The organism is Micromonospora sp. NPDC048986 (assembly GCF_040649335.1).
GTDB classification, from domain to species: domain Bacteria; phylum Actinomycetota; class Actinomycetes; order Mycobacteriales; family Micromonosporaceae; genus Micromonospora; species Micromonospora alfalfae.
Genome location: NZ_JBEZFJ010000015.1, coordinates 71,535 through 98,459 on the forward strand (window position 1 = coordinate 71,535; position 26,925 = coordinate 98,459).

The 26,925-nt window shown below is 71.9% G+C and carries 27 protein-coding genes; 10 read left to right on the forward strand and 17 right to left on the reverse strand.

What is annotated here, in order from left to right; genetic code table 11:
* Positions 1 to 117 precede the first annotated feature (117 nt).
* The 7 genes from AB0B94_RS26795 to AB0B94_RS26825 all read right to left on the reverse strand — a co-directional run bounded on the left by AB0B94_RS26795 (position 118) and on the right by AB0B94_RS26825 (position 5,847).
* Positions 118 to 843: a dihydrofolate reductase family protein gene (locus AB0B94_RS26795; RefSeq protein WP_357286135.1), complete on the reverse strand. Its 726-nt coding sequence runs from the start codon at positions 841 to 843 to the stop codon at positions 118 to 120.
* Complete coding sequence (gene ribA / locus AB0B94_RS26800; RefSeq protein WP_238669138.1) at positions 840 to 1,541, reverse strand: GTP cyclohydrolase II; 702 nt, start codon at positions 1,539 to 1,541, stop codon at positions 840 to 842. Before ribA ends, AB0B94_RS26795 begins: the two co-directional genes overlap by 4 nt.
* A 58-nt stretch (positions 1,542 to 1,599) precedes the next feature.
* A complete protein-coding gene (locus AB0B94_RS26805; RefSeq protein ID WP_357286139.1) occupies positions 1,600 to 2,538 on the reverse strand; it encodes a lysylphosphatidylglycerol synthase transmembrane domain-containing protein in 939 nt (312 codons plus the stop codon).
* Between the two features lie 66 nt (positions 2,539 to 2,604).
* Positions 2,605 to 3,423: a class I SAM-dependent methyltransferase gene (locus AB0B94_RS26810; RefSeq protein WP_357286143.1), complete on the reverse strand. Its 819-nt coding sequence runs from the start codon at positions 3,421 to 3,423 to the stop codon at positions 2,605 to 2,607.
* Complete coding sequence (locus AB0B94_RS26815; protein WP_357286147.1) at positions 3,420 to 4,466, reverse strand: glycosyltransferase family 4 protein; 1,047 nt, start codon at positions 4,464 to 4,466, stop codon at positions 3,420 to 3,422. The genes AB0B94_RS26810 and AB0B94_RS26815 overlap by 4 nt, the downstream gene beginning before the upstream one ends.
* Positions 4,463 to 4,861, reverse strand: coding sequence for a 6-carboxytetrahydropterin synthase (locus tag AB0B94_RS26820; protein WP_357286522.1), 399 nt, complete (start codon positions 4,859 to 4,861; stop codon positions 4,463 to 4,465). The genes AB0B94_RS26815 and AB0B94_RS26820 overlap by 4 nt, the downstream gene beginning before the upstream one ends.
* A 2-nt stretch (positions 4,862 to 4,863) precedes the next feature.
* A complete protein-coding gene (locus tag AB0B94_RS26825; RefSeq protein ID WP_357286151.1) occupies positions 4,864 to 5,847 on the reverse strand; it encodes a zinc-binding alcohol dehydrogenase in 984 nt (327 codons plus the stop codon).
* 438 nt (positions 5,848 to 6,285) lie between these two features.
* On the opposite strand from AB0B94_RS26825, the gene argJ reads away from it, so the two are divergent.
* Positions 6,286 to 7,434 (forward strand): bifunctional glutamate N-acetyltransferase/amino-acid acetyltransferase ArgJ, encoded by a 1,149-nt coding sequence (gene argJ, locus AB0B94_RS26830; RefSeq protein ID WP_357286154.1) that lies wholly within the window; start codon positions 6,286 to 6,288, stop codon positions 7,432 to 7,434.
* Between the two features lie 360 nt (positions 7,435 to 7,794).
* Here the strand turns inward: argJ and AB0B94_RS26835 are convergent, their stop codons facing one another.
* Entirely contained in the window at positions 7,795 to 8,658 is an 864-nt protein-coding gene (locus tag AB0B94_RS26835; protein WP_357286157.1) for an alpha/beta hydrolase, read from the reverse strand.
* A 55-nt stretch (positions 8,659 to 8,713) separates the two neighbouring features.
* Entirely contained in the window at positions 8,714 to 9,310 is a 597-nt protein-coding gene (locus AB0B94_RS26840; RefSeq protein WP_357286160.1) for a helix-turn-helix domain-containing protein, read from the reverse strand.
* A gap of 78 nt (positions 9,311 to 9,388) precedes the next feature.
* Between AB0B94_RS26840 and AB0B94_RS26845 the strand changes: the two genes are divergently transcribed.
* The 3 genes from AB0B94_RS26845 to AB0B94_RS26855 all read left to right on the forward strand — a co-directional run bounded on the left by AB0B94_RS26845 (position 9,389) and on the right by AB0B94_RS26855 (position 13,796).
* Positions 9,389 to 10,963, forward strand: coding sequence for a bifunctional NAD(P)/FAD-dependent oxidoreductase/class I SAM-dependent methyltransferase (locus AB0B94_RS26845; RefSeq protein WP_357286164.1), 1,575 nt, complete (start codon positions 9,389 to 9,391; stop codon positions 10,961 to 10,963).
* A gap of 245 nt (positions 10,964 to 11,208) precedes the next feature.
* Positions 11,209 to 12,876, forward strand: a complete 1,668-nt coding sequence (locus tag AB0B94_RS26850; protein ID WP_357286167.1) for a hypothetical protein — start codon at positions 11,209 to 11,211, stop codon at positions 12,874 to 12,876.
* 188 nt (positions 12,877 to 13,064) lie between these two features.
* Positions 13,065 to 13,796 (forward strand): class I SAM-dependent methyltransferase, encoded by a 732-nt coding sequence (locus tag AB0B94_RS26855; RefSeq protein WP_357286170.1) that lies wholly within the window; start codon positions 13,065 to 13,067, stop codon positions 13,794 to 13,796.
* Between the two features lie 87 nt (positions 13,797 to 13,883).
* Here AB0B94_RS26855 and AB0B94_RS26860 read toward each other — a convergent pair whose 3' ends face one another.
* Complete coding sequence (locus AB0B94_RS26860; protein WP_357286175.1) at positions 13,884 to 14,369, reverse strand: hypothetical protein; 486 nt, start codon at positions 14,367 to 14,369, stop codon at positions 13,884 to 13,886.
* 249 nt (positions 14,370 to 14,618) lie between these two features.
* On the opposite strand from AB0B94_RS26860, the gene AB0B94_RS26865 reads away from it, so the two are divergent.
* Positions 14,619 to 16,013 carry an FAD-dependent oxidoreductase gene (locus tag AB0B94_RS26865; protein WP_357286179.1) on the forward strand — a complete coding sequence of 465 codons (1,395 nt, stop codon included), beginning with the start codon at positions 14,619 to 14,621 and terminating at the stop codon, positions 16,011 to 16,013.
* A 33-nt stretch (positions 16,014 to 16,046) separates the two neighbouring features.
* On the opposite strand, the gene AB0B94_RS26870 is transcribed toward AB0B94_RS26865, so the two are convergent.
* The 3 genes from AB0B94_RS26870 to AB0B94_RS26880 are packed head-to-tail and all read right to left on the reverse strand — an operon-like array spanning position 16,047 to position 18,674.
* The gene (locus AB0B94_RS26870) at positions 16,047 to 16,814 is read right to left on the reverse strand and encodes a nucleotidyltransferase domain-containing protein (protein ID WP_357286182.1); all 768 of its coding nucleotides are present in this window, start codon (positions 16,812 to 16,814) and stop codon (positions 16,047 to 16,049) included.
* A 37-nt stretch (positions 16,815 to 16,851) separates the two neighbouring features.
* Positions 16,852 to 18,192 (reverse strand): hypothetical protein, encoded by a 1,341-nt coding sequence (locus tag AB0B94_RS26875; protein WP_357286185.1) that lies wholly within the window; start codon positions 18,190 to 18,192, stop codon positions 16,852 to 16,854.
* Between the two features lie 5 nt (positions 18,193 to 18,197).
* Entirely contained in the window at positions 18,198 to 18,674 is a 477-nt protein-coding gene (locus tag AB0B94_RS26880; protein ID WP_357286188.1) for a hypothetical protein, read from the reverse strand.
* A gap of 103 nt (positions 18,675 to 18,777) precedes the next feature.
* Here AB0B94_RS26880 and AB0B94_RS26885 point away from each other — a divergent pair, with 103 nt between their 5' ends.
* A complete protein-coding gene (locus AB0B94_RS26885) occupies positions 18,778 to 19,641 on the forward strand; it encodes a copper resistance protein CopC (RefSeq protein WP_357286192.1) in 864 nt (287 codons plus the stop codon).
* Positions 19,642 to 19,675: 34 nt separating this feature from the next.
* On the opposite strand, the gene AB0B94_RS26890 is transcribed toward AB0B94_RS26885, so the two are convergent.
* Positions 19,676 to 20,194, reverse strand: a complete 519-nt coding sequence (locus AB0B94_RS26890; protein WP_357286195.1) for a hypothetical protein — start codon at positions 20,192 to 20,194, stop codon at positions 19,676 to 19,678.
* 396 nt (positions 20,195 to 20,590) lie between these two features.
* Here AB0B94_RS26890 and AB0B94_RS26895 point away from each other — a divergent pair, with 396 nt between their 5' ends.
* On the forward strand, positions 20,591 to 22,996 hold the full coding sequence (locus tag AB0B94_RS26895; protein ID WP_357286198.1) for a ricin-type beta-trefoil lectin domain protein: 2,406 nt from the start codon (positions 20,591 to 20,593) through the stop codon (positions 22,994 to 22,996).
* A gap of 74 nt (positions 22,997 to 23,070) precedes the next feature.
* On the opposite strand, the gene AB0B94_RS26900 is transcribed toward AB0B94_RS26895, so the two are convergent.
* On the reverse strand, positions 23,071 to 24,030 hold the full coding sequence (locus AB0B94_RS26900; protein WP_357286525.1) for a hypothetical protein: 960 nt from the start codon (positions 24,028 to 24,030) through the stop codon (positions 23,071 to 23,073).
* A gap of 172 nt (positions 24,031 to 24,202) precedes the next feature.
* Positions 24,203 to 24,589, reverse strand: a complete 387-nt coding sequence (locus AB0B94_RS26905; protein WP_357286201.1) for a DUF2267 domain-containing protein — start codon at positions 24,587 to 24,589, stop codon at positions 24,203 to 24,205.
* A 180-nt stretch (positions 24,590 to 24,769) separates the two neighbouring features.
* Here AB0B94_RS26905 and AB0B94_RS26910 point away from each other — a divergent pair, with 180 nt between their 5' ends.
* From AB0B94_RS26910 to AB0B94_RS26920, 3 genes are all read left to right on the forward strand, one after another.
* On the forward strand, positions 24,770 to 25,102 hold the full coding sequence (locus AB0B94_RS26910) for a nuclear transport factor 2 family protein (protein ID WP_357286205.1): 333 nt from the start codon (positions 24,770 to 24,772) through the stop codon (positions 25,100 to 25,102).
* 246 nt (positions 25,103 to 25,348) lie between these two features.
* Positions 25,349 to 25,768, forward strand: a complete 420-nt coding sequence (locus tag AB0B94_RS26915) for an ATP-binding protein (protein WP_357286210.1) — start codon at positions 25,349 to 25,351, stop codon at positions 25,766 to 25,768.
* Positions 25,769 to 25,873: 105 nt separating this feature from the next.
* Entirely contained in the window at positions 25,874 to 26,251 is a 378-nt protein-coding gene (locus AB0B94_RS26920) for a nuclear transport factor 2 family protein (RefSeq protein ID WP_357286213.1), read from the forward strand.
* A gap of 1 nt (position 26,252) precedes the next feature.
* Here the strand turns inward: AB0B94_RS26920 and AB0B94_RS26925 are convergent, their stop codons facing one another.
* A complete protein-coding gene (locus AB0B94_RS26925) occupies positions 26,253 to 26,780 on the reverse strand; it encodes a hypothetical protein (RefSeq protein WP_357286216.1) in 528 nt (175 codons plus the stop codon).
* Positions 26,781 to 26,925 lie beyond the last annotated feature (145 nt).

Below are 26,925 nucleotides of genomic sequence, written 5' to 3' on the forward strand. Positions count from 1 at the left end.
GGAGATTCTGTCGGGGTACCGCACTGCCGTCCACGAAATAACCCCACCCACCCCACCCGTCGGCGTGATCCTGGGTCGGCGGGTTCCGCGGAAATCGGATCACCCGCCAACCCATTATCAACCGAGAGGGCGGGCAGGCTCGGCCGGGCAGCGGGTGGAGAGGGCGTAACGGAGCAGGACCACGTCACCGATCTGGCGGGCCTCGGCCAGGCGGGCGCGGCGGCCCGGGTGCCAGGGGAAGCGACCCTCACCGACGAACCGGGGCGCCCGGCCGTCGCCGACGAAGAACGGGGCGACCACCAGGTGCAGTTCGTCGGCGAGACCGGCGGCGAGGAACTGGGCGTGCACCGTCCCGCCGCCCTCCACCATCAACCGCTGAACACCCCGCGCGGCGAGGTCGGTCAGCATCCACCCCGGGTCGACGGGCTCACCCGCGTCGACCACTGTGGCCAGTCGGCCGACCCGCTCCTCGGTCTTCTCCAGCGCGCCCGTGGCGCAGTACACGAGCCGGGCCGAATCACCGGCGGTGAAGAAGCGGGCGGTCGAATCGAGGTCACCCTGGGCGGTCAGGGTGACCTTGGTGGGCGAGGCCGGCCGACCGGCCGCCACCCGCTCGGCCCGTCGGCTCGGGGAGCGCACCAGCAGCCGAGGGTCGTCTCGTCGGACGGTGCCGGCGCCGACCAGGATGGCATCGCAGCTGGCCCGGACCGCGTCGACGCGGTCCAGGTCCTCCTCGTTGGACAGCAGTAACCGCTGCTCGGAGGCGTCGTCGATGTACCCGTCGATGGAGGCGGCACAACTCAGCAGCACGTACGGCCGCGCCGGCCCCGGCCGCCAACTCATCGGGACACGGGCCGCTCAGGAGCACGACCCGCGAGCACATCCGCCGCCTCGACCGCCTCGGCCGCCTCGACCTCCGCCGCCTTGGCCGCCTTGGCCGCCAGGTAGTCGGCGTTGGCCGGCGAGAGGAAGACGCTGGTGAGCACCCGTTCGACAACGTCCACGCCCAGCCGGGTCAACTGCTCGGCCTTGTCCGGGTTGCTGCTCAGCAGCCGGACCCGCGGCACGCCCAACGTGGCCAGCATCTGCGCGGCGGCCGTGTAGTCCCGCTCGTCCTCGCCCCGGCCCAGCGCGACGTTGGCCTGGTAGGTGTCCAACCCGGCGTCCTGCAACGCGTACGCGTCGAGTTTGGCGTACAGGCCGATGCCACGGCCCTCCTGTCGCAGGTAGAGCAGGAAACCGCCGGTCTCGGCGATCCGCTGCACCGCCTCGCGCAGTTGCGGCCCGCAGTCGCAGCGCTGGCTGCCGAACACGTCGCCGGTCAGGCACTCGCTGTGCGGACGGACCAGCGGGGCTGCTCCCCCGGCGGCCAGCCGGTCCAGGGCGCCCGCCCAGTCGCCGAGGCCGAGGGCCAGGTGCTCCCGACCGTCCACCAGGCCCTTGAAGGTGAACACCCGGGCGGTGGTGGTGTAGCCATCCGGAAACGCCAGCGGCACCGTGACCTGCGTGCGGATCGTGGCAACCGGCAATGCTTCGGGCATGGGACTCCTTCGTCCGGCGTCACCGTCGTCCGGCGACGCGTACCGTCTCACAACCGACTCAACATCCGCCGCCGGAGGCGGCTTCCCGAGCGGCGGCCGGAATTCGACGCCGACGGGCCAGCAACACGGCGGCCCCGGGCAGGCTGGCCACCAGCACCAGTGCACCGTAGACGGTGGCGGTGGCGACGCCCTCGGCCGCGCTGAGGCCGGCCGCACCGAACACCCATGCCGCCACCCCCTCGCGAGGACCGAAGCCGGCCACGTTCAGCGGGAGGCCCATGGCGAGCAGAGCGAGCAGCGTCAACGGCAGCAGTCGGGACAGCGGGGCGTCCGACCCGGCGGTGCGCGCCGCCACCAGGAAGGTGGCCAGGTGACCGGCGACCATCACGGCCGAGGCGACCAACACACCGAACCAGGTGCGCCGGGCCAGCAGCCCCGACCGCACGTCCGCCACGGCGGTACGCAGTGCCGTCGCCCAGCGCGACCCGCCACCGTTGGGAAGGATCCGGGCCACCAGCACGACGACCAACCCGCCGGCGACGAGAAGCGCGGCGGCGACCGGCAGGTACCGCCGTACCGGGGACGGGAAGGCGGCGAGCACCACCAGCGCGACCCCGACCAGGACCACCTGGCCGGCGGCACGCTCCCAGACCACAGCCCGGATGCCCCGGCTCACATCACCGGCGTCGCGGCCGTGGCGAACCGCCCGGTGCACGTCGCCGAGCATCCCGCCGGGCAGTGTGGCGTTGAGGAACACGGCCCGGTAGCAGTGCGCCACAGCGGTCGCCAGTGGCAGGCGTACGCCGAGGCCGCCGGCGACCAGGCTCCACCGCCACGCCGCGCAGACGGTGGTGAGCACCCCGATGACCAGCGCCGCGGCCAACGCCGGCGCGTCGATCAGTCGTACTCCGGCGAGGAACGGGCCGCTGCCCACCTGCCACAGCAGGACGGCGAGCAGACCCACCCCGCCGACCACTCGTGCCCAGGCCCAGAACATCGGCGCCGGCCTCCCCTTTGAAGATCGTCCACTTGCCCTAGTGCACGTACCCAGGGGGTGAACGGTTCATCCACCGGCGAGGAGGTCAGTGTGTTCGACAAGCACTGTGAGTCGGCCGGCCGCCGCGTCAGCCAACCGACGGCGGGCGTACGCCTGGGCGGGATCGGCCAGGTCGGGGCGCTGCTCGCAGGCCGCCGCGAGCCACCCTCGGAACCATTCGGCGGTCAGCTCGGCCTGCTCCGGGCCGAGACGCCACGGGCTGGGCCGTTCCCGCACGTCGACGCCGCGCCGGGCGAACGCGGCGGCGGTGGCGGCGGCGGCATCCGGGCCGAGCAGCCGCCGGCCCTCGACGGTACGCCGCTGGTGGTCGTTGAACGCGGCCTCGACCGCCTCGTCGAGCGGGTCGGCCGGGGTGAACCGGACCCGACCGGTCACCGAGATGGCGAACAGGGCGGGCCGGCCGACGCAGGCGTCCGCCACCCGTTCGACCTCCTCCGCGGTGAGCATGTCCAGCAGCGCGGACGCGGTGACCAGGGAGCCGTCGGCGAAATCGGCGGCGGTCAGCCGGGTGAGGTCGCCGCAGCGGGTGTGGACGGTGACCGGGGCGCCGTCGGCGGCGGTCACCCCCTTCATGCCCTCGGCGGCACGAGCCAGCAGGTCGGCGTCCCGGTCGTGCAGCACCCAGTGCTGTGGTCCGGTCAGCCGGGCGGCCAGCCAACGACTCATCGACCCGGTGCCGCTGCCCAGGTCGTGGATCACCGTCGGGCCCTCCCCGGTCAGCCGGGCCCGGACGGCATCCAGCAGTTCCTCGGCGCGTGCCGCCGCGTCGGCCGGCTCACGCAACCGCAGCCAGTCGGCGAACGGCAGGGTCTCCTCGGCGGTCATTCCGCCACCTCCTTCAGCACGCCGGCCAGTAACGCGGTGGTCACCGGCCAGTCGGTCAGGGTGTCGCGCCGGGCGAGAGCGGCACGCCGCAGCCGGGCGCGCAGCGCGTCGTCGTCCAGCCAGCGGATCAGCGCGGCGGCCAGCGCCGCCGGGTCATCGGGTGGGACCAGCAGTCCCGGGCGCTCACCGCCGAGCGCGTGACCCAGCGCCTCCGGCAGCCCGCCCACAGCGGTGGTCAACACCGGCAGGCCGCGGGCCAGCGCCTCGGTGACGACCATGCCGTACGTCTCGCCTCTCGACGGCAGCACCAGCAGGTCGGCGGCGGCGTACGCGTCGTCCAACGCGGTGCCGGTCAGCGGGCCGACCAGCCGCACCCGCTCGGTGAGGCCCGCTGCGGTCAACCGGTCGCGCAGCCGGTGCACAAGGTCCGGTTCCCGGGCCAGGGTGCCCGCACAGACCATCGTCCACTGCCGGCCGACCAGCGTGGCCATCGCGTCGACCAGCACGTCGTACCCCTTGTGGTGGGTGACAGCCGCGACGCAGAGCAACCGGTCGCCGGCCAGCGAGCCGGCCACTGGCGGCGCGGGCCGCACCCCGGGCGGCGCGGCCCGGACCCGGCCGGCGAGGGCCGGGTGGCGGGCCAGCAGTGCCCGGCATGTCCAAACGCTGGTGGTGACGACGGCCCGGGCGGTGGCCAGGGCCCGGGCCTCCGGCTCGTCGTCGAGCGGCAGGTGCACCAGGATCACCAGGCGCAGCCGGCTGGCGTGCGGGGCGAGCAGGTCCGGCACCGCCGAGGCGACCAGGCCGTCGATCAGCACCACGGCGTCGTCGGGGACGGCGGCGAGCACCCCGCCCAGCGTCGCCCGGTCGGCCGGGCCGGGGTGCGGCCACGCGCCGGGCACCTGGTGCTCGTGCACCGACCACCCGCGCTCGCCCAGCCCCGCGCAGATCCGCCGGTCGTAGGCGTTGCCGCCGCTGGGCGTGGCCGGGTCGTCGATGTCACCGGGCAGGACGACGTGCACCGCCCGGCCCGCATCGGTCACAACGACCGCTCGTAGCTCGCCCAGGCGATGTGCGACTCGTGCAGGGTGACAGTGATGCCGGTCAGGTCGCGCGCCCCCGCGCCCAGCTCACCGGCGTGCACCCGCTCGACCAGCCGGTCCGCGACCGTACGGGCCAGCACCTCAGTGGTGGTGTTCACCCCGGCGAAGGCCGCCTCGTCGTCGAGGTTGCGGTAGGTCAGCTCGCTCAGCACGGCCCGCAGCTGCTCGGTGGCCAGGCCGATGTCCACCACGATCCCGTCGCCGTCCAGGTCCGGCCGGCGGAACGTCGCGTCCACCACGAACGTCGCGCCGTGCAGCCGTTGGGCGGGCCCGAACACCTCGCCTCGGAAACTGTGGGCGATCATCATGTGGTCCCGAACTGTCACGCTGAACACTGTCACTCTCCGTCTTCGTAGGTGATGAGGTGGCAGAGCGCGGGCAGGTCGCCCGAGGTCAGTCTGTCGAGCACGTCGGGCAGCTCCGCGAAGCGCGACGCGCCGGTGATCAACGCGTCGAAGGCCGGGTCGTCGAGCAGGTCCAGGGCGAGCGCCAGTCGGTCGGTGTAACTGCGCCGTCCCCGTCGGGCGGGTGCCACCATGCCGACCTGGCTGCTGCGCACGCTGAGTCGACCGGAGTGGAACGCGCCGCCCAGTGACACCTGCACCGGGCGGTCGCCGTACCAGCTCAGCTCGATGACGGTGCCCTCCGGAGCGAGCAGGTCCAGCGACTGTTGCAGGCCGGCGGCGGTGGCGCTGGCGTGCACGACCAGATCCCGGTCACCACTGGCGTCGGCCGGGTTGGCGAAGTCGACGCCGAGGGCCCCGGCGACGCCGGCCCTGCGCGCGTCGGTGTCGACCAGCTCGACGTGCACGCCGGGGAACCGGGCCAGAAGCGCCGCGACGCAGCAGCCCACCATGCCCGCGCCGATCACTGTGACCCGGTCGCCGACCAGCGGCGCCGCGTCCCACAGCGCGTTGACGGCGGTCTCCACAGTGCCGGCGAGCACCGCTCGGGCGGCCGGCACCCCCTCCGGCACCGGCACCACGGCACTCACCGGCACGACGTACGCGCTCTGGTGCGGGTGCAGACAGAACACCGTCCGTCCGAGCAGCTCCGGCGGGCCGTGCTCAACCACGCCGACGCTCAGGTAGCCGTACTTCACCGGGCCGGGGAACTCGCCCTCCTGAAACGGCGCGCGCATGGTGGCGTACTGGTCGGCGGGCACCCGGCCGGCGAAGACCAGCGTCTCGGTGCCCCGGCTGACCCCTGAGTAGCGGGTCCGGACCAGCACCTCGTCGGGGCCCGGGGCGGCCAGCGACACCGGCTGGATGTCGGCCACCCCGGGTTCGCGCACCCAGCAGGCGTACGCCTCGCGGATCACCGTCGCGCACCTCAGCTCTGCTCCGGGCCGCATCGATCGGCCAGGTCGGATCCCCGGTCGGGGGTTGTCGATCATAAACACGGAAGTTCGGTGCGCACAGTTCGAAGCTCGCCCGGCAGGACCCACCATTGCGGCCTGCCTCGTTCCGAGGTCATCCGGTCGGGCCACGGTGCGGCGGACCGCCGGTGGGACGCTGCGGACGGGCGTCCGTCGGACAGCTACCTCATTGATACGTTGGGTCACGAAGGGCGGGCCGCTGCGGCTGCCCGTCGGCGGGTTTCGGCTTGCGCCGCGCCGGCGTCCGGAGGTCCGCCACCCCGGTGCTCCGGTCAGGTGACCGGCAGGTCACAGGTGTCCGGGCTGGTGTGAGCCTTGACGTCGCCCGCTGCGCGATTCGCGGGCCAGGACCGGGCCGAGACGAGAAGGATGGAGCAGAACATGATCGTTCCGCAGGGGTTCCGCGCGGTGGTCGCGAACGCCGGGCTCAAGGAGGACGAGGACGACTTCACCGCCCTGGTCTCCGAGGTGCCTGCGGTCAGCGCCGCGGTGTTCACCCGCTCCCGGTTCGCCGGCCCCAGCGTCGTGCTCAGCCGTTCGGCGGCGTCGACATCGTCCGCCCGTGGCGTCGTGGTGCTGTCCCGCAACGCGAACGTGGCCACCGGCAAGGAAGGGCTCGAGAACGCCCGCGAGGTGCGGTCCATTGTGGCTCGCGCCGCCGGCCTGGACGACGACGAGCTGCTCATCGCGTCGACCGGGGTGATCGGGAAGCAGTATCCGATGCCGCGGGTGCGACAGCGCCTGGCCGAGCTTCGGTGGCCCTTTCCGGCTGCCGACTTCGACCGCGTCGCACGGGCGATCATGACCACCGACACCACGCCCAAGGTGGTACGGGCCAGGTGCGCAGCGGCGAGCATCGTCGGTGTCGCGAAGGGCGTCGGCATGATCGAACCGAACATGGCCACCCTGTTGACGTTCTTCTGCACGGACGCCCGCATCGAGCCGGTCGACCTGGACCGGGTGTTCCGGTCGGTCATCGCTCGCACCTTCAACGCGGTCAGCATTGACACCGACACCTCCACCAGCGACACAGCGGCCATCTTCGCCAACGGCCTGGCCGGGCCGGTCGATCTGGACGACTTCGAGCAGACGTTGTACGCGGTCGCACTGGATCTGGTGCGGATGGTCGCCCGCGACGGCGAGGGCGCCAGCAAGCTCATCGAGGTACGGGTCAGCGGCGCCCGGGACGGCCAGCAGGCCAAGCGGGTCGGCAAGGCCGTCGTCAACTCACCGCTGGTGAAGACGGCCGTGCACGGCGCGGACCCGAACTGGGGCCGGGTGGCCATGGCCGTCGGCAAGTGCGAGGACGACGAAGACATCGACCAACAACGGGTACGGATCGGCTTCGGCGGTATCGAGGTCTATCCGACACCGGCCACCGAGGAGACCCTGGTTCGGCTGCGGCGCCACCTCGAAGGCGACGACGTGGTGATCGAGGTGGACCTGGGGATCGGCGCCGACGCTTTCACCGTGTACGGGTGCGACCTCACTGACGGATACATCCGGATCAACGCTGACTACACCACCTGAGCGACGATGCATCCGGGCGGTACCCCCGAGGTACCGCCCGGACGTTCGTAGCCGAGCCGCGCGGGTCAGCGAGCAGCCCTGCCCCGTCCGGGCCGTTGTCGTCGTACGGCCTCGGTGGTGGGAAGACGATGCCGTCGCCGGCGTGCCAGCGATCGCCCTCCGCCAGCCGCCACAGCACCGTCGTCGCGACGGGTTGCCCGTCCTCGTCGCAGAAGGCCGGTTCCGTCACGTGTGGACGCAGTGTGGGCGTAGTAGGGGAAACCGCCGTCGATGATGCGCTCGAGCACGGCCAACGCCTTGCAGCGCTGCCGCAGCAGGTCGATGTCGGGCAGTTGGGCGGCGACGTCGTAGGCGGTCACCCTAGTGAGGCGGCAGCGCCGCGGTGTCGGGGGCGAGGACCCGGGTGAAGAACGCCAGGGTGTCGCGGATCAGGGGCTCCACCGGCACTCCGGCGAAGCAGTGGTCGGCCCCCCGCACCACCGACAAGTCGACATCGGCGCCCGCCGCGGTCAACGCCGCGGCAAGTTCCTCGCTCTGCCCCACCGGTACGACCCGGTCCTGGTCACCGTGGATCAGCAGCATGGGTGGGGCCTGCTCGGTGACGTGGGTGATCGGGCTGGCCGCGCGGCCCAGGCCCGGGTTGTCCGCCAACGGGGCGCCGATCAGCAGCGACTCCGGCGAGTCGGCGGCGTCGTGGTCGATCGTCCCGGCCGGGTGTGCCTGCGACTGCATGGTCAACAGGTTCGACGGCGCGTACCAGCAGACCGCCGCCTCGACGCGGCTGTCGTCCTGGGCGTCGCCGGTCAGCGCGAGCATCGAGGCCAGGTGTCCACCGGCGGACTCACCCCACACCCCGATCCGCTCGCGGTCCACGCCCACAGTGTCGCCGTGTCGGCGCAGCCAGCGCACCGCCGCCTTGACGTCGTCGAGTTGGGCGGGGAAGTGCGCTTCGCCGCTGAGCCGGTACTGGGCGGAGGCGACAGCGAACCCGGCACTGATGGCGGCCGTGAACGGGTCTACTTCCATCAGCCAGTCCGCCGGGTGTTTGGGCGAACCGAACAGCCAGGCGCCCCCGTGGATCCACACCAGGACCGGGGCCGGTTGGGGCGCCGCCACCGGCACGGCGAGGTCCAACGTCAGCGGGCGGAAGCCCGGGACCTCGTTGACGACGATGTCGCGGTGCTCGGTCCGGTCGGTCGAGCCTCGGGATGCCGCATCGATCATCAGGCCATCTTCGCACCGACGGCCGCGGCGTACCCGCTCAGGAAAGCCGAGTTGATCACTGCTGCTTGTCGGGCGCGGCGGGGCGGGCGCGGACGTGCAGTCGCTCGCCCTGCGGCCCGAAGAGACTGAGGGCCTCCGCGGTGCCGGGGCCGGGGTTGAAGAAGAGGTGCGGGATGCGGGTGTCGAACTCGGCCACCTCCCCCGGGGTCAGCGTGAGATCACGGTCGCCGAGCAGCAGGCGTAGCCGGCCGGAGAGCACGTAGAGCCACTCGTACCCCTCGTGGGCCTGCGGGATTCGGCCCCCGGCGGACGGGTCCGGCGGGAAGATCTGCTTGAACGCCTGGACACCGCCCGGTCGGCGGGTCAGCGGCAGGTGCGTCACACCGTGGATGACTATCGGTTTCGGGCGTACCCGGGGGTCGCCGGTGGCGGGGGCGTCGACCAGTTCGTCCAGCGCCACCTGGTAGGCCCTCGCCAGCGGGAGCAGTAACTCCAGGGTGGGGCGACGGCTACCCGACTCCAGCCGGGACAGGGTGCTCACCGAGATGCCGGTCAAGTCGGCGAGCTGGGTCAGCGTGGTCCCACGTTGGTGACGCAGGGCACGCAGCCGGGGGCCGACGGCCGCCAGCGCGGCGCTGTCCTCGTTTGCCATAACGGCAAGGATAGTTGCCACCTTGCCGACGGCGACGGATGGTGGGCGCAGCCGACAGAGCACGAGGGAGACATACCGGTGGACGAGACATATGACGTGGTGGTGGTGGGTGGCGGTGCCGCAGGGCTCAGCGGAGCCCTGGCGCTGAGCCGGGCCCGACGCTCGGTACTGGTGATCGACTCCGGTGAGCCGCGCAACGCGCCGGCCGACCGGATACACAACTACCTCGGCCGGGAGGGGACGCCGCCGGGCGAGCTGCTCGCGATCGGCCGAGCCGAGGTGGCCGGGTACGGCGGGCAGTTCCGCACCGGACGGGTGCAGGCCGCGACCCGCGACGACGACGGGTTCCGGCTGAGCCTCGACGGCGGCGATTCGGTGCGGGCCCGCCGGCTGCTGGTGACCACCGGTCTGACCGACGAACTGCCCGACGTGCCCGGCCTCGCCCAGCGGTGGGGTCGCGACGTGCTGCACTGCCCGTACTGCCACGGCTGGGAGGTTCGGGACCGCCGGATCGGCGTCCTGGCGACCAGCCCGCTGAGCGTGCACCAGGCCGAGATGTGGCGACAGTGGAGTTCCAGCGTGCTGCTCCTCCTGCACGACGCCCCGACGCCGGACGCGGAGACCGCCGAGCGGCTCGCCGCCCGCAGCATCGCGGTGGTGCCCGGCCCGGTCGCCGCGGTGGAGGTGACCGACGACGCGCTGACCGGTGTCCGGCTCGCCGACGGCCGGGTGGTGGCGCTCGACGCGGTAGTGGTGGCGACCCGGCTGACTCCCCGCGCCGACATGCTGGTGGGGTTGGGTCTGGCCCCGGAGGAGGTGACGATGGGCGAGCACGTCATCGGCGCCCAGATCCCGACCGACGCCACCGGCGCGACCACCGTCACTGGTGTCTGGGTGGCGGGCAACGTGGCCGACATCCGCGGTCAGGTGATCACGTCCGCCGGGGCCGGCCTGAACGCGGCGGCGGCGATCAACGCCGATCTCATCGCCGAGGAGACCCGCGACGCGGTGGCCGCGTACCGGGAGTTGGTGGCCACGACGTTCGAGGAGCCGGCGTGGGAGGAGCGCTACCAGTCCCGCCCCTCGGTCTGGAGTGGCCGGCCCAACCCGCAACTGGTCGCCGAGGTCACCGACCTGGCCCCGGGGCGCGCCCTGGACGTGGGCAGCGGCGAGGGGGCCGACGCGGTGTGGTTGGCCGAGCGCGGCTGGCAGGTGACGGCGGTGGACATCTCCACCACCGCGTTGAGCCGGGCCGCCGCCCACGCCGAGACCGCCGGCGTGGGCGACCGGATCGAGTTCACCCACGCCGACCTACGGGAGAAGCCGCCCACCGAGGAGGCGTACGACCTGGTGTCCGCGCAGTTCATGCACCTGCCACCGACAGAGCGGCGGGAGTTGTTCGGCCGGCTGGCCGCCGCAGTGGCACCCGGCGGCGTTCTGCTGATCGTCGGGCACCACCCGTCGGATCTGTGGGGGTCGGCGCACCGGATGCACATGCCGGACATGATGTACACCGCGCAGGACGTGGCCGCCGATCTGGAACCGGCCCGGTGGGAGGTGCTGGCGGCTGAGGAACGCTCCCGCCTCGCCACCGACCAGAACGGTGGGGACATCACCCTCCACGACGCGGTACTGGTCGCCCGCCGGCGCTGACCTCGCACCACCGACAGGCGTCGATCATGGAGTTGTGGTGGATGACAAAGGTGGCGGAGCACCACAGTTCCGGCACCACGACTCCATGATCGGCGCGAGAACAGTGGCACACGGGACGGCAACGTGAGAGGTGATGGGGCAGGACTTCGCATGAGGTCCGCTCGGCGGTAGCGTTGCGCCACACTGACGGCCAGTGGGGCAGGCGACCGCCGACCCTGACGCCCCGATCGTACGGAGGATGGTGCATGTCCATCGGCGCTGAGCCGCACGCAGCACGCGACGATGCGGCCTCCCGGCCGAGCTTCGAGCTCGCCCTGCGCGGATACGACAAACGCCAGGTGGACCGGCACCTGGAGCAGCTCGACGGCCAGATCGCGATGCTGAGCGGAGAGCACGGGCGCTCCGCCGTCCGCGTCCGTGAACTGACCGCCGAGGTGCAGCGGCTGCGCGCCGAACTGGCTGAGCTTCAGGAGCAACCCGTGCAGGTGGACCGCGCTTCGTTCCACGATCTGGGCCCGATGGTCGGCGAGATCATGGCGCTCGCCGAGAAGCAGGCCGGCATCATCACCGAGTCGGCCACCGACCGGGCCAACGAGCTGCGCAGCGAGTCCGAGCGGATCCTCGCCGACACCCGTGAGCGGGCCGCGCAGGCACGTCAGGATCTGGCCGAGGAGCTGGCCGCCCGACGGGCCGAGCAGGAGCAGGCGCACGAGGAGCGGCGCACCCTGGCCGAGGCGGAACTGACAGCGATCCGCGAGCACGCCGAGCAGTTGCGGGCCGACGGTGAGGCAGCGCACGAGCGCGCCCAGGCCGAGGCCAAGCGGATCACCGAGCAGAGCGCGCAGCAGCTCAACCAGACCCGGGTGGCCGCCGACGCGCTGATGAAGTCGGCCCGTACCCAGATCCAGCAGGAACTCCAGTCGACCCGCTCCAAGCACCAGCAGGAGCTGGCCCAGTGGCAGGCCAGCGTGGAGCGAGAGGTCAACGAGCGGCGTACCGCCGCCGAGCAGGACATCGCCGAACAGCAGGCCGCCGCCGAGCAGGAGCTGGCCGAGCAGCGCAGCGCGACCGAGCAGCAGATCGCGGCGCTGCTCGCCGAGGCGCAGCAGCACGTGACCGAGCTGCGCAACCGCGCCGACGAGCAGGCCGCCAGCCATCAGCAGCAGCTCGCCGCCCTGCAGAAGGAGCTTGATGAGCGCCGGCAGGAGGCCGCCGACCTGAACGCCGAGCTGGACACCGGCCGCCAGCAGCTCGCCGAGATCCGCCAGGAGGGCGAGACGCTGGAGAACGAGCTGTCCCGGATGCAGCAGCGACTCAGCGAGGTCCGTCGGGACCTGACCGCCGAAAGTGCCCGGTTGGACGAGGCCCGGCGGGCCGGGGACTCCGCCGAGCGGCACGCCAAGGAGGTCCGCGCCCGCGTACAGCGGGAGGCGAAGCGGGTGGCCGACCTCGCCGCCGCGGCGGTCATGGCCGCGGCAGCCGGCGGTACGGAGACCGCCGAGTACCCGATGGTGGGTTCCCGCTCCAGCGCCGACCGGCCCGCCCCGGAGCGGGTGGGCGTCGAGCGGCTCACCGTCGACCGCGTCAGCGTCGACAGGTACTCCGCGGAGCGCGCCACCGTGGACGATGCGGACGCTGATCGCGCCCCGCTCCGCCCCGCGCCCGTCGACCGCACCCCGGTCGAGCAGGCGAACGGCGACCGGGCACCGGCGGAGCAGGCGAACGACGAGCATGCGGACGCACCGGCGGTGGCGGACCAGCCGACGACATCCGAACCTACGGCGGCCCGCGAGGTTGGCGCCGACGACGCCGAGCGGACCTTCCCCCGGCACATCGGCACTGACGCACCGACGCCAGTGCCGTTCCTGGCCTTCGGGCAGCCGGTCAGCGAGAACGGCGCCGCCCGACACTAGCCCTCGGCAGCGTTTACACCCGGGCCCGAAGCAAATCCGCACGGGCCCGGGGACGGCATCCGGCCGGACCGTCCGGCAGGGCCATGAAGCCGTGCCGGCGGTAGTTGTACGGGTGGACGGCGAGTCGATCAGTGTGAACCGGTGCACTTCCTCTTGCAAGCTCCCGGATTGCCGGGTTGGGTCGATCCATGCCCTTGATCGCGTACGACAGCGTGAACGCGGCGGCGTTTCAGATGACCCGCCACCTGCGCGATGACGACCTTGCGACCTGGCGTGAGGCGATCGGCCGGCACTTCGAGCCTCAGTCCGGGATGCGACTGCTCGACCTCGGCTGCGGTACCGGCAGCTGGGCACGGGCGTTTCGCGAGTGGTGGCCCGAGTTGGACGTCGTGGCGGTGGAACCCGCGGCGGCGATGCGCGAACGCGCGGTGTTCCAGCCGGTCATGCCGGGGTCCGCCGAGGACATTCCGTGCGAGGACGGGAGCCTCGATGCGCTGTGGCTCTCCACCGTGATTCATCATGTTCCCGACCTCGCTGCGGCTGCCCGAGAAATCCGGCGGGTGCTGAAACCGGGCGCGCCGGTGCTGATCCGGTCCGCATTCGCCGGCCGGCACGAGGCGATCAGCCTGTTCCGCTGGTTCCCGGAGGCCGTCGCCGTCCTCGACCGCTATCCGAGCATCTCCGACGCCGCGGCGGCGTTTGCCACCGCGGCGTTCACGACCGTGGCCTGCGAGCCGGTTTCGCAGGTGACCGCCCTGTCGCTCGCCGAGGCTGCCGCCGGACTTCACCGCGAAGCCCACACCCCGCTGCAGCTGATCAGCGACGAGGAGTACGTAGCGGGTGTCGTCCGCATGAACGATGCCGCGCGAATGCAGTCGGGACCGGTCATCGACGCCCTCGACCTCCTGGTGCTCCGGTGAGCTTCCTACCTAGCTGGCCGTGCTGCCGCGATGTCCCTGAGCAGGGGGCGGCACCGACGGACAGGACGCCTTCCGATTCGGTCGCCATCACTGAGCCACCCACGATGAGGACGGGGCTGACCGAGCGAGATAGTTTTGCAGCTCGGCGACCTCCTCGTCGGTGAGGACAGGGGCGAAGTCGAGGTACTCGCTGGGATAGATGGCTGTGCCGGAGCCGGCCACCGTGACGAACCAGGCGCCCTCGTGGCCGAACCAGTGCGCCTGTCCGGCCCTATCGAGATCAACCGAGTCGTCCGGCGCGGCGGATTCGCCTGCCGAGATGATGCGCACCCACTGCCCGTCGCGCCCGTACGGCGGCTGAGGAATCACCACGTCCAGGCAGTCCCCCGCGATCCGTTCCGTCGTCACCCCGAAAAGACGGGCCGCACCCTCGCGGGCCACAGTGCGCACCTCTCTCAGGCTGCCGGTGACACCGACCAGCACTTCCCCGTCAGGTCCTTCGACCAGCACCGCGTACGAGCGGTCCGGTTCATGGCGGACCCGTGCACGGAACCGCAGCGGCAGGTCTGGCATCCCACGATGATCCCTCACCGAGCCTCAAGCAGCGCCCCCACCCGCGTCGATCTTGCACTTTCGGTCGCCGGAATGCGAGGAATGCCAGCTACGTCGGGACAGTAAATGCAAGATCGCGGGAACTGGGGGTGGTCCGGGCGGATTCTGCCCGGAAGCGGGTCGCCGTAGCCGGTTGAGCTGGCAGGCTGGGCTGGCCGCCGCGCACCAGCGGTGGCCGCCGGCCTGGCCGGTGACCGAGAGGAGCGCCCGGTGACCGACCAACCGGAGGAGTTCGACCTTCTCGTCGTCGGTGGCGGCAAGGCCGGCAAGACGCTGAGCATGGACGTCGCCCGCTCCGGTCAGCGGGTCGCCATGGTCGAGCGCGGCATGATCGGCGGCAGCTGCATCAACGTCGCGTGCATCCCGACGAAGGCGCTGGTGACCAGCGCGCGGGCCGCACGACAGCTGCGGGACGCGTCGGCGCTCGGCCTGACAGTGGAGGGTGGCCGGGTCGACATCGACCTGTTGCGCGCGCACAAGCAGGACGTGGTGGAGGGAATGGTCGCCGCCAACCGGCAGCAGTTCCTCGACTCCGGTCTGCACCTGGTGATCGGCGAGGCCCGGTTCATCGCCCCCCGGACCGTACGCGTGGCACTCGCCGACGGCGGCGAGCGGCTGTTGCGCGGCAGCGACGTGGTGATCAACACGGGCACCCGCCCCCATCTGCCGTCGGTGCCCGGGATGGCCGAGGCCGGAGTTCTCACCAGCGACGAGTTGCTGCGCCTGGACCGGCTGCCGGCCCGGCTGGTGGTGCTCGGCGGCGGCACCGTCGGGGTGGAGTTCGCGCAGATGTTCGCGTTGTTCGGCAGCGCGGTGACGCTGGTCGAGGGTGGTCCACGGCTGCTCACCCGCGAGGATCCCGACATCAGCGACGCGGTGATGCGCGTCTTCCTCGACGACGGCATCGACGTACGGGTGGGTGTGGCTGTCGCGCGGGTCGACCGGGACGCCGACGGCGCGCTCCGGGTGACGCTGGACGACGGCAGCGTGGTCATCGGGGACGACGTGCTGGTGGCGGCCGGGCGGGAACCGGTCACCGACGGGCTCGGCCTGGACGTGGCCGGCGTACGGCTGAGCGAGCGGGGCTTCGTGGACGTCGACGAGCACCTGCGCACCAGCGCCGAGCGCACCTGGGCGGCCGGGGACGTCGCCGGCAGCCCGCAGTTCACCCACGTCTCGTTGGACGACTACCGGATCATCCGCGCGAATCTCGCTGGAGGCCAGCGCAGCACCGCCGACCGGCTGATCCCGTACACCGTCTTCACCACACCGGAGCTGGCGCGGGTCGGGCTGACCGAGACCGAGGCGCGCCGCGCCGGGTACGACATCCAGGTCGCCCACCTGCCGGTCGCCGCCATCCCCCGGGCCCGAACCCTGCGCCAGACCCAGGGCATGTGGAAGGCGGTCATCGACACCAGCAGCGACCGGATCCTCGGCGCGGCGTTGCTCGGCGCCGAGGCCGGCGAGGTGATCACCTCCGTGCAGCTGGCCATGCTCGCCGGGATGCCCTGGACCGCCCTGCGGGACGCGGTCATCACCCACCCGACGATGACCGAGGGTCTCAACCTGCTCTTCGCCTCGCTGAAATCCAGCCCGGTCCGCTGAGCGCCGCGAGGCCGACCGGCAACCGCGCGTCGGCTACCCGGCGATCTCGTCGCGTACCCGTTGTTGGAAGGCGCGGGCCTGCGCCCCGGTGGGCGGGGGCCCGCCGTGGCGTGCGGCGACCGCCCGACGGATCACCTCAGCCCGGTCGCCGGCGTCGATCAGCCGCTGGCCGGCGGCCACCTTCGCCAACCAGACGCCGTCGCGGTGGCGCACCAGTGACCGGCAGGCGCCCAGTACGGCGTCCTCGCTGCCGGGCGCGGGTTGGTCGGCCGGGGGTGTGGGCAGGGCGAGCCACCAGGACAGCGCCTCGATGAGCAGCCGGCGCAGGTCGGCCGGGGCGAGGTCGGCGAAGGCCTCCCCGGCCGGCGGCCCGAGCAGTGGGAGTCCACTCTGGTGCAGGATGCTGCGATCGAGGCCGTACCAGAATCGGCCGTCGGCGGCCGGGCGGTCGGCGGGGTCGAGGGTGCGCCGGAACGGCATGCCGGCCCCGGTGTTCAGTTCGACCTCGAAGCCGGGCTCCGGGGTGCCGGCGGCGGCCACCGCCCGGTCGTAGACGACCAACTCCAGTCCGCGTGCCGGGCAGGGCAGCGCCTCGTGCCGCAGCCGGGCGACCAACGTCTGCTTGGCGGCCTCGGTGAGCGGCCCGGCGCTGAGCAGCGCCACGTCCACGTCGCTGCGGCCGGGCTGGTACGCCCCGAGCCCCACCGAACCGGCCGCGTACGCGCCGACCAGGTCGGGGCCGAGCACGTCCCGGGCAGTGCTGACGAGGTCGTCGAGGTAGCGCTGAAGATCGGAGTCCACGGGACATCATGGCGCACGGGTCGGAGCCTGGGCGGGACTACCCCGCGTAGAGCAGCAGCAGGCCGGCGACGGTGTAGGCGACCATCAACGCCAGCAGGGGTAGTTGGCCGGCCACCGCCCGGGCCCGGGGAAACAGGTACAGGGCGCGGTCGTGGGCGAGCAGCGTGCCGAGCAGGTGCCCGAGGATGATGACGGTGATCTGGAAGGTCGCCACCCCGGAGGGCGTGATCAGCGCGGTCCGGGGCTCCCAGCCGGCGGTGCCGAGCCAGTTGGCGCCGGTGCCCAGGGGGTCGGAGAGCAACGCGACGGTGCGTTGACCCTCCAGGATCAGCAGCGAGTAGTAGTGCGCCACCACGTACCCCACGGCGATCGGCACGATGGAGTGGGCGATCTCGCCCGGCGCCGCACGGGCCTCGGCCGCGTCGGCGCGACCGATGCGTGCCGCGGCACCGGTGGCGGCGAGGTACGCCACCGCGACGGAGGCGATGACGAGGCTCAGACCGGCGCTGCCGGTGACCGCCGGGTGCAGGCCGCTCTCCTGGCTGAAGCGCAACCAGGCCGGCGCGTTGGAGAGGCTGTCGTACATTGTCGAGCCGAGCAGCACGACCACCAGGGCGACCAGCCCGGGGCGGGGTCGCAGGCCGGCGATCCCGTCGAGCGGGTTGCGCCAGACCAGAACGCCGTCGGCGGCCCGACCGAGCGGGGCGAGTTGACCGATCACCGTGCTGTACGCCTCGAACGGGTCGGCGTGGTCGAACCAGCCGGCACCGAACAGCACCGCGCCGGCCAGCAGGACCACCGCGTAACCGGCCAGCCAGGCGGTGATGACCGGCAGGGTGGCCCGGTCGGGGGCGACCAGCTCCAGCCAGACGAACCCGAACACCGTGGCGGCGGCCGGCCACCAACCGACGCTGTCGGGCAGCTCACGCAGCCCTCGGTTCGGGTCGCGCCGCGCCGCCAGCGCCGCGAGCAGGTGCACCGTGCGCAGCGGGTTGACCGCCCGCCAGATCGGGCCGAGCAGCAGCGACAGCGGGGCCAGCCCGACCCAGAGCAGCACGTAGAGCGCGCCGGCGGTCGGGTTGTCCGCGGTGTCCGGCCCGCCCAGCAGACCGAGGCAGAACCAGGCGGCGGCGAGCAGGCCGAGCCCGCGCAGCGCCCACCGCAACGGTGGCGCGTCGACGAGTCGGGCGAGCCAGCGCGGCACCGGGCGACCGCCGGTGGCGTCCCGGTCGAGCCGGGGTTCGCGCCAGAGCAGGCCCAGCGCCACGAACGTGACGACGAGGGTCAGCGCGGCGGCGACGACGAGCTGCGGCAGTGTGATCGGCAGGTCCTGGCGGCCGCCGACGCCGTGTGCCAGCAGTGCGGGGGCGGCCGTCATGTCGTTCAGCGGACGACGAGCTGGAAGAGCACCAGCTCGGACTCGTGCGTCTCCACCTCGAACAGTCCGGTCTTGTCGGCGCGGAACTCCACCGAGCCGGGGGTGCCGGCCGGCAGCCGGGCACCCAGGTCGTAGCCGTGCACGTGCAACTCGTCGGCCACGTCGGAGGTGACGGTGATCCGGACCAGCTGGCCCTTACTGACGGTGACCCGTCCGGTCGGCGGGTCGACCCGCTTCTTCGCGATCGTGACGGTGATCTGTTGGTCCACCGCGGCGGTGCTGGCGGAGGCGCTGGGCGTGCTGGTGGCTGTCGGGGTCGGCGCGGTGGAGGTGGCGTTCGACGGGGCGACGGCCGTGGGCGCCGGCGAGGGGGTGGCCACGGAGGGGTCGTCGTCCTGCCCACAACCGGCGAGGAGCAGCGCGGCGACGGTGGCGGCGGCGAGGGTGGCGACGGTCCTGGCGGCGGGGGTGGTGACGAGCACGGGCGGACTCCGAACGACGCGAGGGGGACGGGTGTCGGGTTGATCGTCGGGGAGGAGAACTCTACGTCTTGTTCGCTGCCGGGGAAATGACCATGATGAACGAATGCGATCGAAGCTGGTCACTGTGCGTAGGGTCCTGAACCGTGTCGTGGCCGCGCTGGCGGCGACGGTGATGGTGTCGCTGCTGCTGCCTGTCGCCCCGGCGTCCGCGCACGGCCAACTGGCGACCTCCACCCCGCTGAAGGGCACTGTCGTACGCGAGCCGCTGACCCAGTTGGCGTTGTACTTCACCGAGAAGCCGGCGTCCAACGCGCACTTCGCCATCAGTGGTCCGGACGGGTCGCGAGTGGACAACGGGTGGTCCTACGGTGAGCCGAAGCGACTGGACAAGCCGGTCACCGAGTACTTCATGGTCAACGGCGTGTTCGAGCCGCGGCTCTACCACACCGGCTTCCCGGCTATGGTGACCGTCGCGCACTGGCCGGCGAAGGGCCGCTACACCGCCAGTTACCTCTCGGTCGCCTCGGACGGTGAGGCGGTGCGGGGCGAGGTGACCTTCGACTACCAGGGCCCCGGCACGCCGGCCCCGGCCGGCTGGTCGGCACCCACGGCGGGGCCGGATCCGGCGCTGCTCGCGCAGGCCGAGGGCGAGGGCTCGACCAACTCCGGGGCCAGCGGCAGCCCGGTCGCCCCTACCGGCGCGGCGGCGGACAACCCGTCCGGTGCGGCGCAGGAGCAACGCGGCGGCGGCGGGTTCCCGGCCTGGTTGATCCCGGCGCTGATCGTCGTCGTGGTCTCGGCGATCGTGCTGGTGGCGGCCCGCCGTCGACCCGCCACGGGCGGAGCCACCACGCCGCGCCGTCGGCCGGCCGGCTCGGCAGGCAAGGGCGGCACCCCGGGCCGCAGGGCCGCCACGCCGGCCCGCAAGCCCGGCAATCGGTCCAGCGGTCCGCGCGGACGGCGGTAGGCCGGTTCGACGCGGGCCGGCACCTGGCAGGGTGTCAGGATCGAGCCGTCTCCCAATGCGTTGGGCGGCCGCCTGCTCCGCCCAACCACGTCGACAGCGGCCCCTGACTCCGCCCTACGGATCGACGCATGGCATTGACCAAGGCCAGTTGCGCCCGGGTCGGCGCCACCATCGCCTGCTCGAGCTGTTCCTGCGAGAGCGGCGCGGTCGTCGTGTCCACCGCCGCGGCGAAGTCCAGGAGTCGCTGCACCGCGTGGCCGAACTTTTCGATCTCGGCGGTGACCGCGGTCGGGGCGACGAGGCTGGCTGACATCAGTGCGGCGCTCCACGCCCCCCAGTCATAGTCCCAGGCCGTGCGTCCCAAGTGAGCGCGCCGCAAGATCATCGAGAAGGTGGCGTACTCACGCAGCAGGTCCTGGTAGGCCACGAGTTGCCGGTCCCGTAGCCAGTGTCGGTCCTGCGCACGGCGGGTGAGCATCCCGCCGACGAGAACCCCGACGGTCGCCGAGAGCGCGCCGCCAAGCGTCGTGACAGCGATATCCAGCAACGCCATGACACCTCCCCGGTGACCGCCCGGCACGAGCATCGATGATCGAGGGCCTCGTCGTCAACGCGGCACACGCGGCGTTCCACGGCGTTGGGCTTGCGATGGACCGCCTTGTCGACGGCCGCTGGGGCGCTACCCCTGCCGGCCCCGGGCGGCAGGCCGGTGCACCCGACATTCTTCGCGTACCCCCGCGAACTTTCGCACGGACATTGGAAACTTTTGATGCATCGAGGCGAAGCCATGGACACTCCAATCGAAACACCTTAATGTTTCGAGCCATCCACCCGGTGTTTCCGCAACGTCACTCGTCGGCGTCGAGGACGTTACGGAGCCGGGCCGACGGTCATCCTCACCGCTGATCCACGCCGGCCGTCGGACACTCCACTGCCTCCTGGAGGAACGATGGGCACACGCCTGCTACGCCGACTCCACCATCCCGTCCTGGGTGCGCTGGCACTCGTCCTCGCCGCCGGTCTCTGGGCCGTCCCCGCCAACGCCGCCCCCGCGCAGGAACCGGGCGTCACGCTGCGCGTCTTCGACGTGCAGGTGGCGCTGTCCGAGTTGTGCACCCTCAAACCGGCCCAGACCCCGAACGTGGACAAGCTGATGTCCACAATCAACTGGACCTCGGCGGCCGACTTCGGCTTCGAGGACAACTTCGTCTCGCAAGTGCTCGGCAACATCACCACCACCCAGGCCGGCAGCTACACCTTCCGGCTCAGCAGCGACGACGGCTCCAAGCTGTCGATCGACAACGCCGTGGTGATCAACCATGACGGCCTGCACGGCGCGACCCCGCCGAAGGAGGGCAGTGTCACCCTCACCGCCGGTCTGCACCCGCTGCGCATCGACCACTTCGAGCGTGGGGGCGGGCAGCAGATCACCCTGGAGTGGAAGACTCCCGGTTCGTCGGCCTTCGTGGTCGTACCGAACTCGGCGCTGAGCACCGACGCCGGCGTGGTCCGGGTGACCGCGCCCGGACGCAAGGAGTGCGAGGGGATCTCCGACACCCCCGGTGACGGCCTGCCGCTGACCGGCGTGCACCCCGGCTACACCCTGACCAACCTGCGGCCCAGCGGCTTCCAGCCGAAGGTCACCGGGATGGACTGGCTGGCCGACGGCCGGCTGGTCATCAGCACCTGGGGCGGCAGCGACCAGTCCGGCACCTCCCAGGACGGCGAGGTCTGGATCCTCGGCAACACCGGCGGGTCGACGACCCCGGGCACCGTGACCACCAAGAAGATCGCCGGCGGCCTCAAGGAACCGATGGGGCTCAAGGTCGTCGACGGGGTGGTCTACGTGACCGAGAAGCAGCGGCTGACCCGCCTGGTGAACACCGGCGGTGACGAGGCGGCCGAGCGCCTGGAGACCGTCGCCACCTGGCCGTACGGCGGCAACTTCCACGAGTTCGCGTTCGGCCTGCTCTATCAGGACGGGTTCTTCTATCTGAACCTGTCGGTGTCGATCAACTCCGGCGGCGCCACCACCAACCCGCAGCCCGCCACCAACCGCGGCACCACCCTCAAGGTCAACAAGGACACCGGCGCGGTCAGCTACGTCGCCGGCGGTCTGCGGACGCCACACGGCATCGGCTGGGGCCCGGAGGGCGGCATCTTCGTCACCGACAACCAGGGCGGCTGGCTGCCCTCGTCGAAGCTGGTGCACGTCAAGCAGGGCCGGTTCTTCAACCACTTCACGAACCCGGCGGGTCCGTTCGACACCGCACCGGTCACGCAGCCGGTGCTCTGGATGCCGCAGAACGAGATCGCCAACTCGCCCAGCACGCCGCTCTACCTGACCAGCGGTCGCTACGCCGGCCAGTTCGTCATCGGTGACGTGACCTACGGCGGCCTGCAACGCGCGAATGTGGAGAAGGTCAACGGCGAGTACCAGGGCGCGCTGTTCCGGCTCACCCAGGGCCTGGAGGCGGGCGTCTCCGAGGTCAACGTCGGCCCGGACGGCGCGATCTACGTCGGCGGGCTCGGCGCGGGCGGCAACTGGGGCCAGACCGGCAAGCTCTCGTACGGCCTGCAGAAGCTCACGCCGAACACCGCCACCACGTTCGAGATGCTCGCGATGCGCGCCACCACTACCGGCTTCGAGGTGGAGTACACCCAGCCGGTGTCGACGGCGACCGCCACCGACCTGGCCGCGCGCTACAAGCTCAAGCAGTGGCGGTACGTGGCGACGTCGAACTACGGCGGTCCGAAAATCGACGAGGAGACCCTGACAGTCACCTCGGCCACCGTCTCGGCGGACGGTAAGAAGGTCAGCCTCACGGTGCCCGGTCGCAAAGCCGGCAGGGTGGTGCACCTGCGGTCACCGCGCCCGTTCACCTCCAGCAGCGGCCAGTCCCTGTGGAGCACCGAGGCATGGTACACGCTCAACTCGATCCCGGGCAGTCCCCCGCCGCCGACCGGCGGCACCATCACCGGCGTCGGTGGCAAGTGCCTGGACGTCGACAACGCGGGCACCGCCGACGGCACGAAGATCCAGCTCTGGACCTGCAACGGCACCACCGCACAGTCGTGGACGAAGGTCGGCGACACGTACCGGGTGCTGGGCAAGTGCCTGGACGTGGACAACGGCGGCACCGCCAACGGCACGAAGGTTCAGCTCTGGACCTGCAACGGCAGCGGCGCTCAGGTCTGGCAGCCGCAGGCCGACGGGTCGATCCGCAACCCGCAGTCCGGCAAGGTCCTGGAGGCCGCCGGCGGCAGCAGCGCCGACCGCACCCAGATCCAGCTCGGCACGTACGCGGGCGGCGCACACCAGAAGTGGGTGGTCAGCAGTGGGGTAACCGGCTGACCTCGGACGAGGGGGCGCGGACTGACCGGCGGGTCAGTCCGCGCCCCACCCGTCCGCGGCGCGAGGATCTCCGCTCAGCGGAACAGCACCGGCCGGTTACCCCGGGCGCCGACGAGGTGGCCCCGGATGTTGATGTCCTCGATCGAGTCGGTCTCCCACACGCCCCGGGCGGTCAGGTCGGTCATCACCCCGTTGCGCCAGAGGAACGGGTGCCACGCCACCGCGGTGGTGCTCTGACCCACCACCTCGCCCCGGTCGTTGATCGCGGTGGCGCGACTCCAGTCGCCACCGAGCGTGCCGAGGTCGGTCAGTGTCCCGTTCTGCCAGCGGAACGCCCGCCCGTTCGCAGCACCCACCACCTGGCCCCGGTTGTTGATCCCGACGGCCTCGCTGCCGATCTGTGTGAGCACCCCGTCGCGCAGCCGGCCACCGACGCAGGTGCACGGGTAGTCCTGCGGCGGCACGTTGAACCCGCCCACCACGTCGCCCGCGTTGTTGAAGTCGGCGGTGAACTCGTAGAAGTACTCCCGACCCAGGTCGGTGAAGACGCCGTTGCGCCACAGGAAGCGGTGCGGCATGTCGCCGGCCGGTTCACTGGTGCCGAGCACCTGCCGCCGGTCGTTGACGCCGATCGCCACGCTGTTCTCCCCGCCCAGGGTGCCCAGGTCGTGGAGTTGGCCGTCACGCCAGAGCACCGCGCGGGTCAGGTAGTCCGGGCCGAAGGAGGTGATCGCCACGTCACCGAACTCGTTGACGTCCACGGCGCTGGAATCCGTGTCGCCCGGCAGCACGCCCAGGTCGGTGATGACACCGTGGCGCCAGAGCACGGCGTGCCGCGCGCCGCTGGCGACGGTGCTCCAGCCGACGACGTCGCCGCGGTCGTTCATCGCCGTGGCGGCGCCGTCACCGCCGCTCAGGGTGCCGAGGTCGACGACCCGGTAGTCGTGCGGCGACGCGGCGGCGGGGGCGGGAGCGAGCGTGATCAGCGCGACGACGGTCGTCGCTGCGGTCAGCAGGGGACGCGGGGACACCATGGACGCCAAGGGGGACGCTCCTCGGATCGGAGCGGCGACGACCCGGCGGACGGGCGCGGGGCCACCACCACTGCGCGTTCGATCGGTAACGCACAGTAGATCCGGTGTCGTGGCGGCGCGCCAGGGACCGAACGGTCACCGACGCCCGAGGCGTGCGGCGGTGGGGCGTCGGTCAGGGGCCGTGTGGCAGCGGCTGCGCCAGTGCCCGTAGGTCCGCCGGCAGTTGGGCCAGGGCGTCCTCGAACTCCCGGTGCCCGACCACCCGGTGCATCGTCTGGAGCACCGCGCGGGTGCCCCGCTCGGCGGCCGGACGGTCGATCCCGGCGCGCTCGGCCACCCGGCGCAGGAACTCGTCGTAGCCGAACGTTTCCGGCGGCTCGGCGGCCTTGACCAGCAGCGGGCTCAGCTCGTCGGCCAGGTGGGGGGCCAACGCGCCCGCCTCCCCGCCGCTGAGCCGCTCGGTGAAGGTCCGCAGGACCGCCTCGGTGAGCGGGCGCGCCTGCTCCGGCGGGAGACCCGCCCGTGCCGCAACCTTGTCGACGAACGCCAGTTCGGCCATGCCCCCGCCCTTCGCTTTCGGAAACGCGTGGCTACCCGGGCCCACCGGCAGCAAACCCGGCGGCCGGAGCGGGATGGTTCTGCTTGTTGCTCCGCGCGGTGCCGTCCGCTTCTCGTACGGTGAGGTCGGACCGGGAACCCGACGGCTGCCCGACGGCGGCCCGTGCCGCAGGAGGAGCAGATGGCCCTCGACCTGCCCGACGTGATCGACCGGTACTTCCGGGCCGTCAACGACCGGGACCTCGACGCCTTCGTCGCCTGCTTCGCGGACACCGCGAGCGTCGCCGACGAGGACCGGCTGTACGACGGGCGGGCCTCGATCCGCGCCTGGCGGCAGAAGTCGATGGACGCCTACTCGTACACCGCCGAGCCGGTCCGGGTCACGTCGCAGGCGGGTGATTCGTTCCTGGCTCTCACCCGGCTGTCCGGTGACTTCCCCGGCAGCCCGGTCGAGCTGCGGTACCGGTTTACGCTGCGCGACGGGCTGATCGGCGCCCTGGACATCCGTCCCTGACGGCGAGTGCCCCACCGATACGAAGGGGCAACGCCGTGCCGCGAGGCTGGTCGGGCCCACCCGCAGGTGATCAACCGCCGAACGGACGAGACAGTCAAGAGGGCAGTGGGTGACATGATGTGGCGGCAACAGCTGTCGCTACGAGAAGGGTCCCGGCTGCCCGATGGCGCACTTCGAGGCTCGCACGCCCACGACACCCGCGCGGAACGCGGTGCCGCTGGCCGGGCAGCCGTACCGGGCGGACTGATGCCGGGCGAGCGACGGGAGACCGTGGCCGAACAGAGTGTCCCCACCCATGCCGCGGACACCATGGCGTACCAGGTCGCGACCGACATACGAGCGCTGCGCGCGTTCGTCAGCGCCGGGGCACTGGCCCGTGGTTTGTCGGCCGAGCGGGTGGAGCTGTTGACGCTGGCGGTCAGCGAGCTGGCCACCAACACGTTGCAGCACACCACCGGTGGCGGCTGGGTACGCCTCTGGGCCGAGCCGGGTCAGTTGTTCTGCGACGTGGTCGACCACGGGCCGACGCGAGCGTTCGGCCGGAGCATGCCGGCCGCCGACTCGGTACGGGGTCGCGGGCTGGCCATCGTCGAGCAGATCTGTGACGAGGTCGCGGTGCTCACCGGCCCCGGCGAGACCGTCGTACGGATTCGTCTGAGTCTGTGAACGTCGACGGCGATCCCCGCCCGCGTAGGCTGCGTCGGCTGCCACAATGCGGACAGCCCGCGCCGATGGTGGCACCGGGTCGGACCCGAACGGGAGGACGGCACGATGCCGGACAGCGCACGCGAGGCCGAACTGCTCGATGCCGAGCGCACCCTGCAGGCCGCCCAGCGGGCCGGTGACGTCGCCGCGCTCGATCAGCTGCTGGTCGACCAGCTGATCGCCATCGGCCCGGACGGGCGTGTCCAGACCAAGCAGGATGACCTGGCCGCCCATCGGGACCGCCGCTTGGTCATTGAGGAACTGGTGGAGGAGGAGCTGGACCTGCTCGTCGTCGGCGCGACGGGGGTGACGTTCTTCCTGGGCCGGGTGTCCGGCGTCTCCGAGGGGGCGCCGTTCGCGGCGCGGCTGCGCTACACCCGGACGTGGGTGCACGACGACCCGCACGGCTGGCGGATCCTGGCCGCACACATCAGCCCGGTCTGACTCAGCTGCCGTCCTCGTCGTCCTCATCGAGCAGGCCCTGCTCGTCGAGGAACGCGAACCACCTGTCGTCGGCGGGGGTCAGGTCGGCGTAGCCCGGCCCGAGCAGGTAGTAGTCCACGAAGGATTCCACGTCGGGGGCCAACTCCTCGAACGCGTCGGACATGAACCATTCGGTGCCGTTGGGTGGGAAGTACCAGATCGCTCCCGTGCCGCGATCCATGAAGATCGGCTCGTCGCTGCGGGTGCCGACCACCAGCCAGCCGGCCCGGTCCTGCGGGATGGACGAGAAGTCCGGCGCGTAGTCCAGGTGGTACTGCATCCCGGTGAGGGTCGATGAGGACGCCAGCTCGACCCGACCCGCCCGCAGCCCGTCGGCAACCAGCAGGAGGTCCCGCAGGCCGGCCGGGAGCCCCGCCGGCACGGCGTCGATCCCCGCCCCCTCGCCGAACTCGGCGTAGGCCAGGCTGTCCGGCACATCGGCCAGCTCAGCCCGCAGCTCCTCGATGAGCTGCCGCAGCTCGAGGTTCAACGCACCACCTCTGTTTCGGATGAGGTCCTGTCGGCACTGCCCCCGGCCGCCCGGAGACCTGGGAGCCGATGCGCGGTTTGGTTCTACCACGCACCAGCTCGCCGGAGCGTCACCTCGCCGAATCCGCCAGTTCGGCCGTCGACGT

What these genes read in the sequence shown, in the direction of transcription:
- AB0B94_RS26910 (WP_357286205.1), top strand. Translation starts at nt 24,770, where the DNA reads ATGGCCCTCGACCTGCCCGACGTGATCGACCGGTACTTCCGGGCCGTC.
- AB0B94_RS26895 (WP_357286198.1), top strand. Translation starts at nt 20,591, where the DNA reads ATGGGCACACGCCTGCTACGCCGACTCCACCATCCCGTCCTGGGTGCG.
- AB0B94_RS26850 (WP_357286167.1), top strand. Translation starts at nt 11,209, where the DNA reads ATGTCCATCGGCGCTGAGCCGCACGCAGCACGCGACGATGCGGCCTCC.
- AB0B94_RS26810 (WP_357286143.1), bottom strand. Translation starts at nt 3,423, where the DNA reads ATGACCGCCGAGGAGACCCTGCCGTTCGCCGACTGGCTGCGGTTGCGT.
- AB0B94_RS26860 (WP_357286175.1), bottom strand. Translation starts at nt 14,369, where the DNA reads ATGCCAGACCTGCCGCTGCGGTTCCGTGCACGGGTCCGCCATGAACCG.
- AB0B94_RS26900 (WP_357286525.1), bottom strand. Translation starts at nt 24,030, where the DNA reads ATGGTGTCCCCGCGTCCCCTGCTGACCGCAGCGACGACCGTCGTCGCG.
- AB0B94_RS26795 (WP_357286135.1), bottom strand. Translation starts at nt 843, where the DNA reads ATGAGTTGGCGGCCGGGGCCGGCGCGGCCGTACGTGCTGCTGAGTTGT.
- argJ (WP_357286154.1), top strand. Translation starts at nt 6,286, where the DNA reads ATGATCGTTCCGCAGGGGTTCCGCGCGGTGGTCGCGAACGCCGGGCTC.
- AB0B94_RS26835 (WP_357286157.1), bottom strand. Translation starts at nt 8,658, where the DNA reads ATGATCGATGCGGCATCCCGAGGCTCGACCGACCGGACCGAGCACCGC.
- AB0B94_RS26840 (WP_357286160.1), bottom strand. Translation starts at nt 9,310, where the DNA reads ATGGCAAACGAGGACAGCGCCGCGCTGGCGGCCGTCGGCCCCCGGCTG.
- AB0B94_RS26920 (WP_357286213.1), top strand. Translation starts at nt 25,874, where the DNA reads ATGCCGGACAGCGCACGCGAGGCCGAACTGCTCGATGCCGAGCGCACC.
- AB0B94_RS26855 (WP_357286170.1), top strand. Translation starts at nt 13,065, where the DNA reads ATGCCCTTGATCGCGTACGACAGCGTGAACGCGGCGGCGTTTCAGATG.
- AB0B94_RS26875 (WP_357286185.1), bottom strand. Translation starts at nt 18,192, where the DNA reads ATGACGGCCGCCCCCGCACTGCTGGCACACGGCGTCGGCGGCCGCCAG.
- AB0B94_RS26915 (WP_357286210.1), top strand. Translation starts at nt 25,349, where the DNA reads ATGCCGGGCGAGCGACGGGAGACCGTGGCCGAACAGAGTGTCCCCACC.
- AB0B94_RS26885 (WP_357286192.1), top strand. Translation starts at nt 18,778, where the DNA reads ATGCGATCGAAGCTGGTCACTGTGCGTAGGGTCCTGAACCGTGTCGTG.
- AB0B94_RS26905 (WP_357286201.1), bottom strand. Translation starts at nt 24,589, where the DNA reads ATGGCCGAACTGGCGTTCGTCGACAAGGTTGCGGCACGGGCGGGTCTC.
- AB0B94_RS26890 (WP_357286195.1), bottom strand. Translation starts at nt 20,194, where the DNA reads ATGGCGTTGCTGGATATCGCTGTCACGACGCTTGGCGGCGCGCTCTCG.
- ribA (WP_238669138.1), bottom strand. Translation starts at nt 1,541, where the DNA reads ATGCCCGAAGCATTGCCGGTTGCCACGATCCGCACGCAGGTCACGGTG.
- AB0B94_RS26805 (WP_357286139.1), bottom strand. Translation starts at nt 2,538, where the DNA reads ATGTTCTGGGCCTGGGCACGAGTGGTCGGCGGGGTGGGTCTGCTCGCC.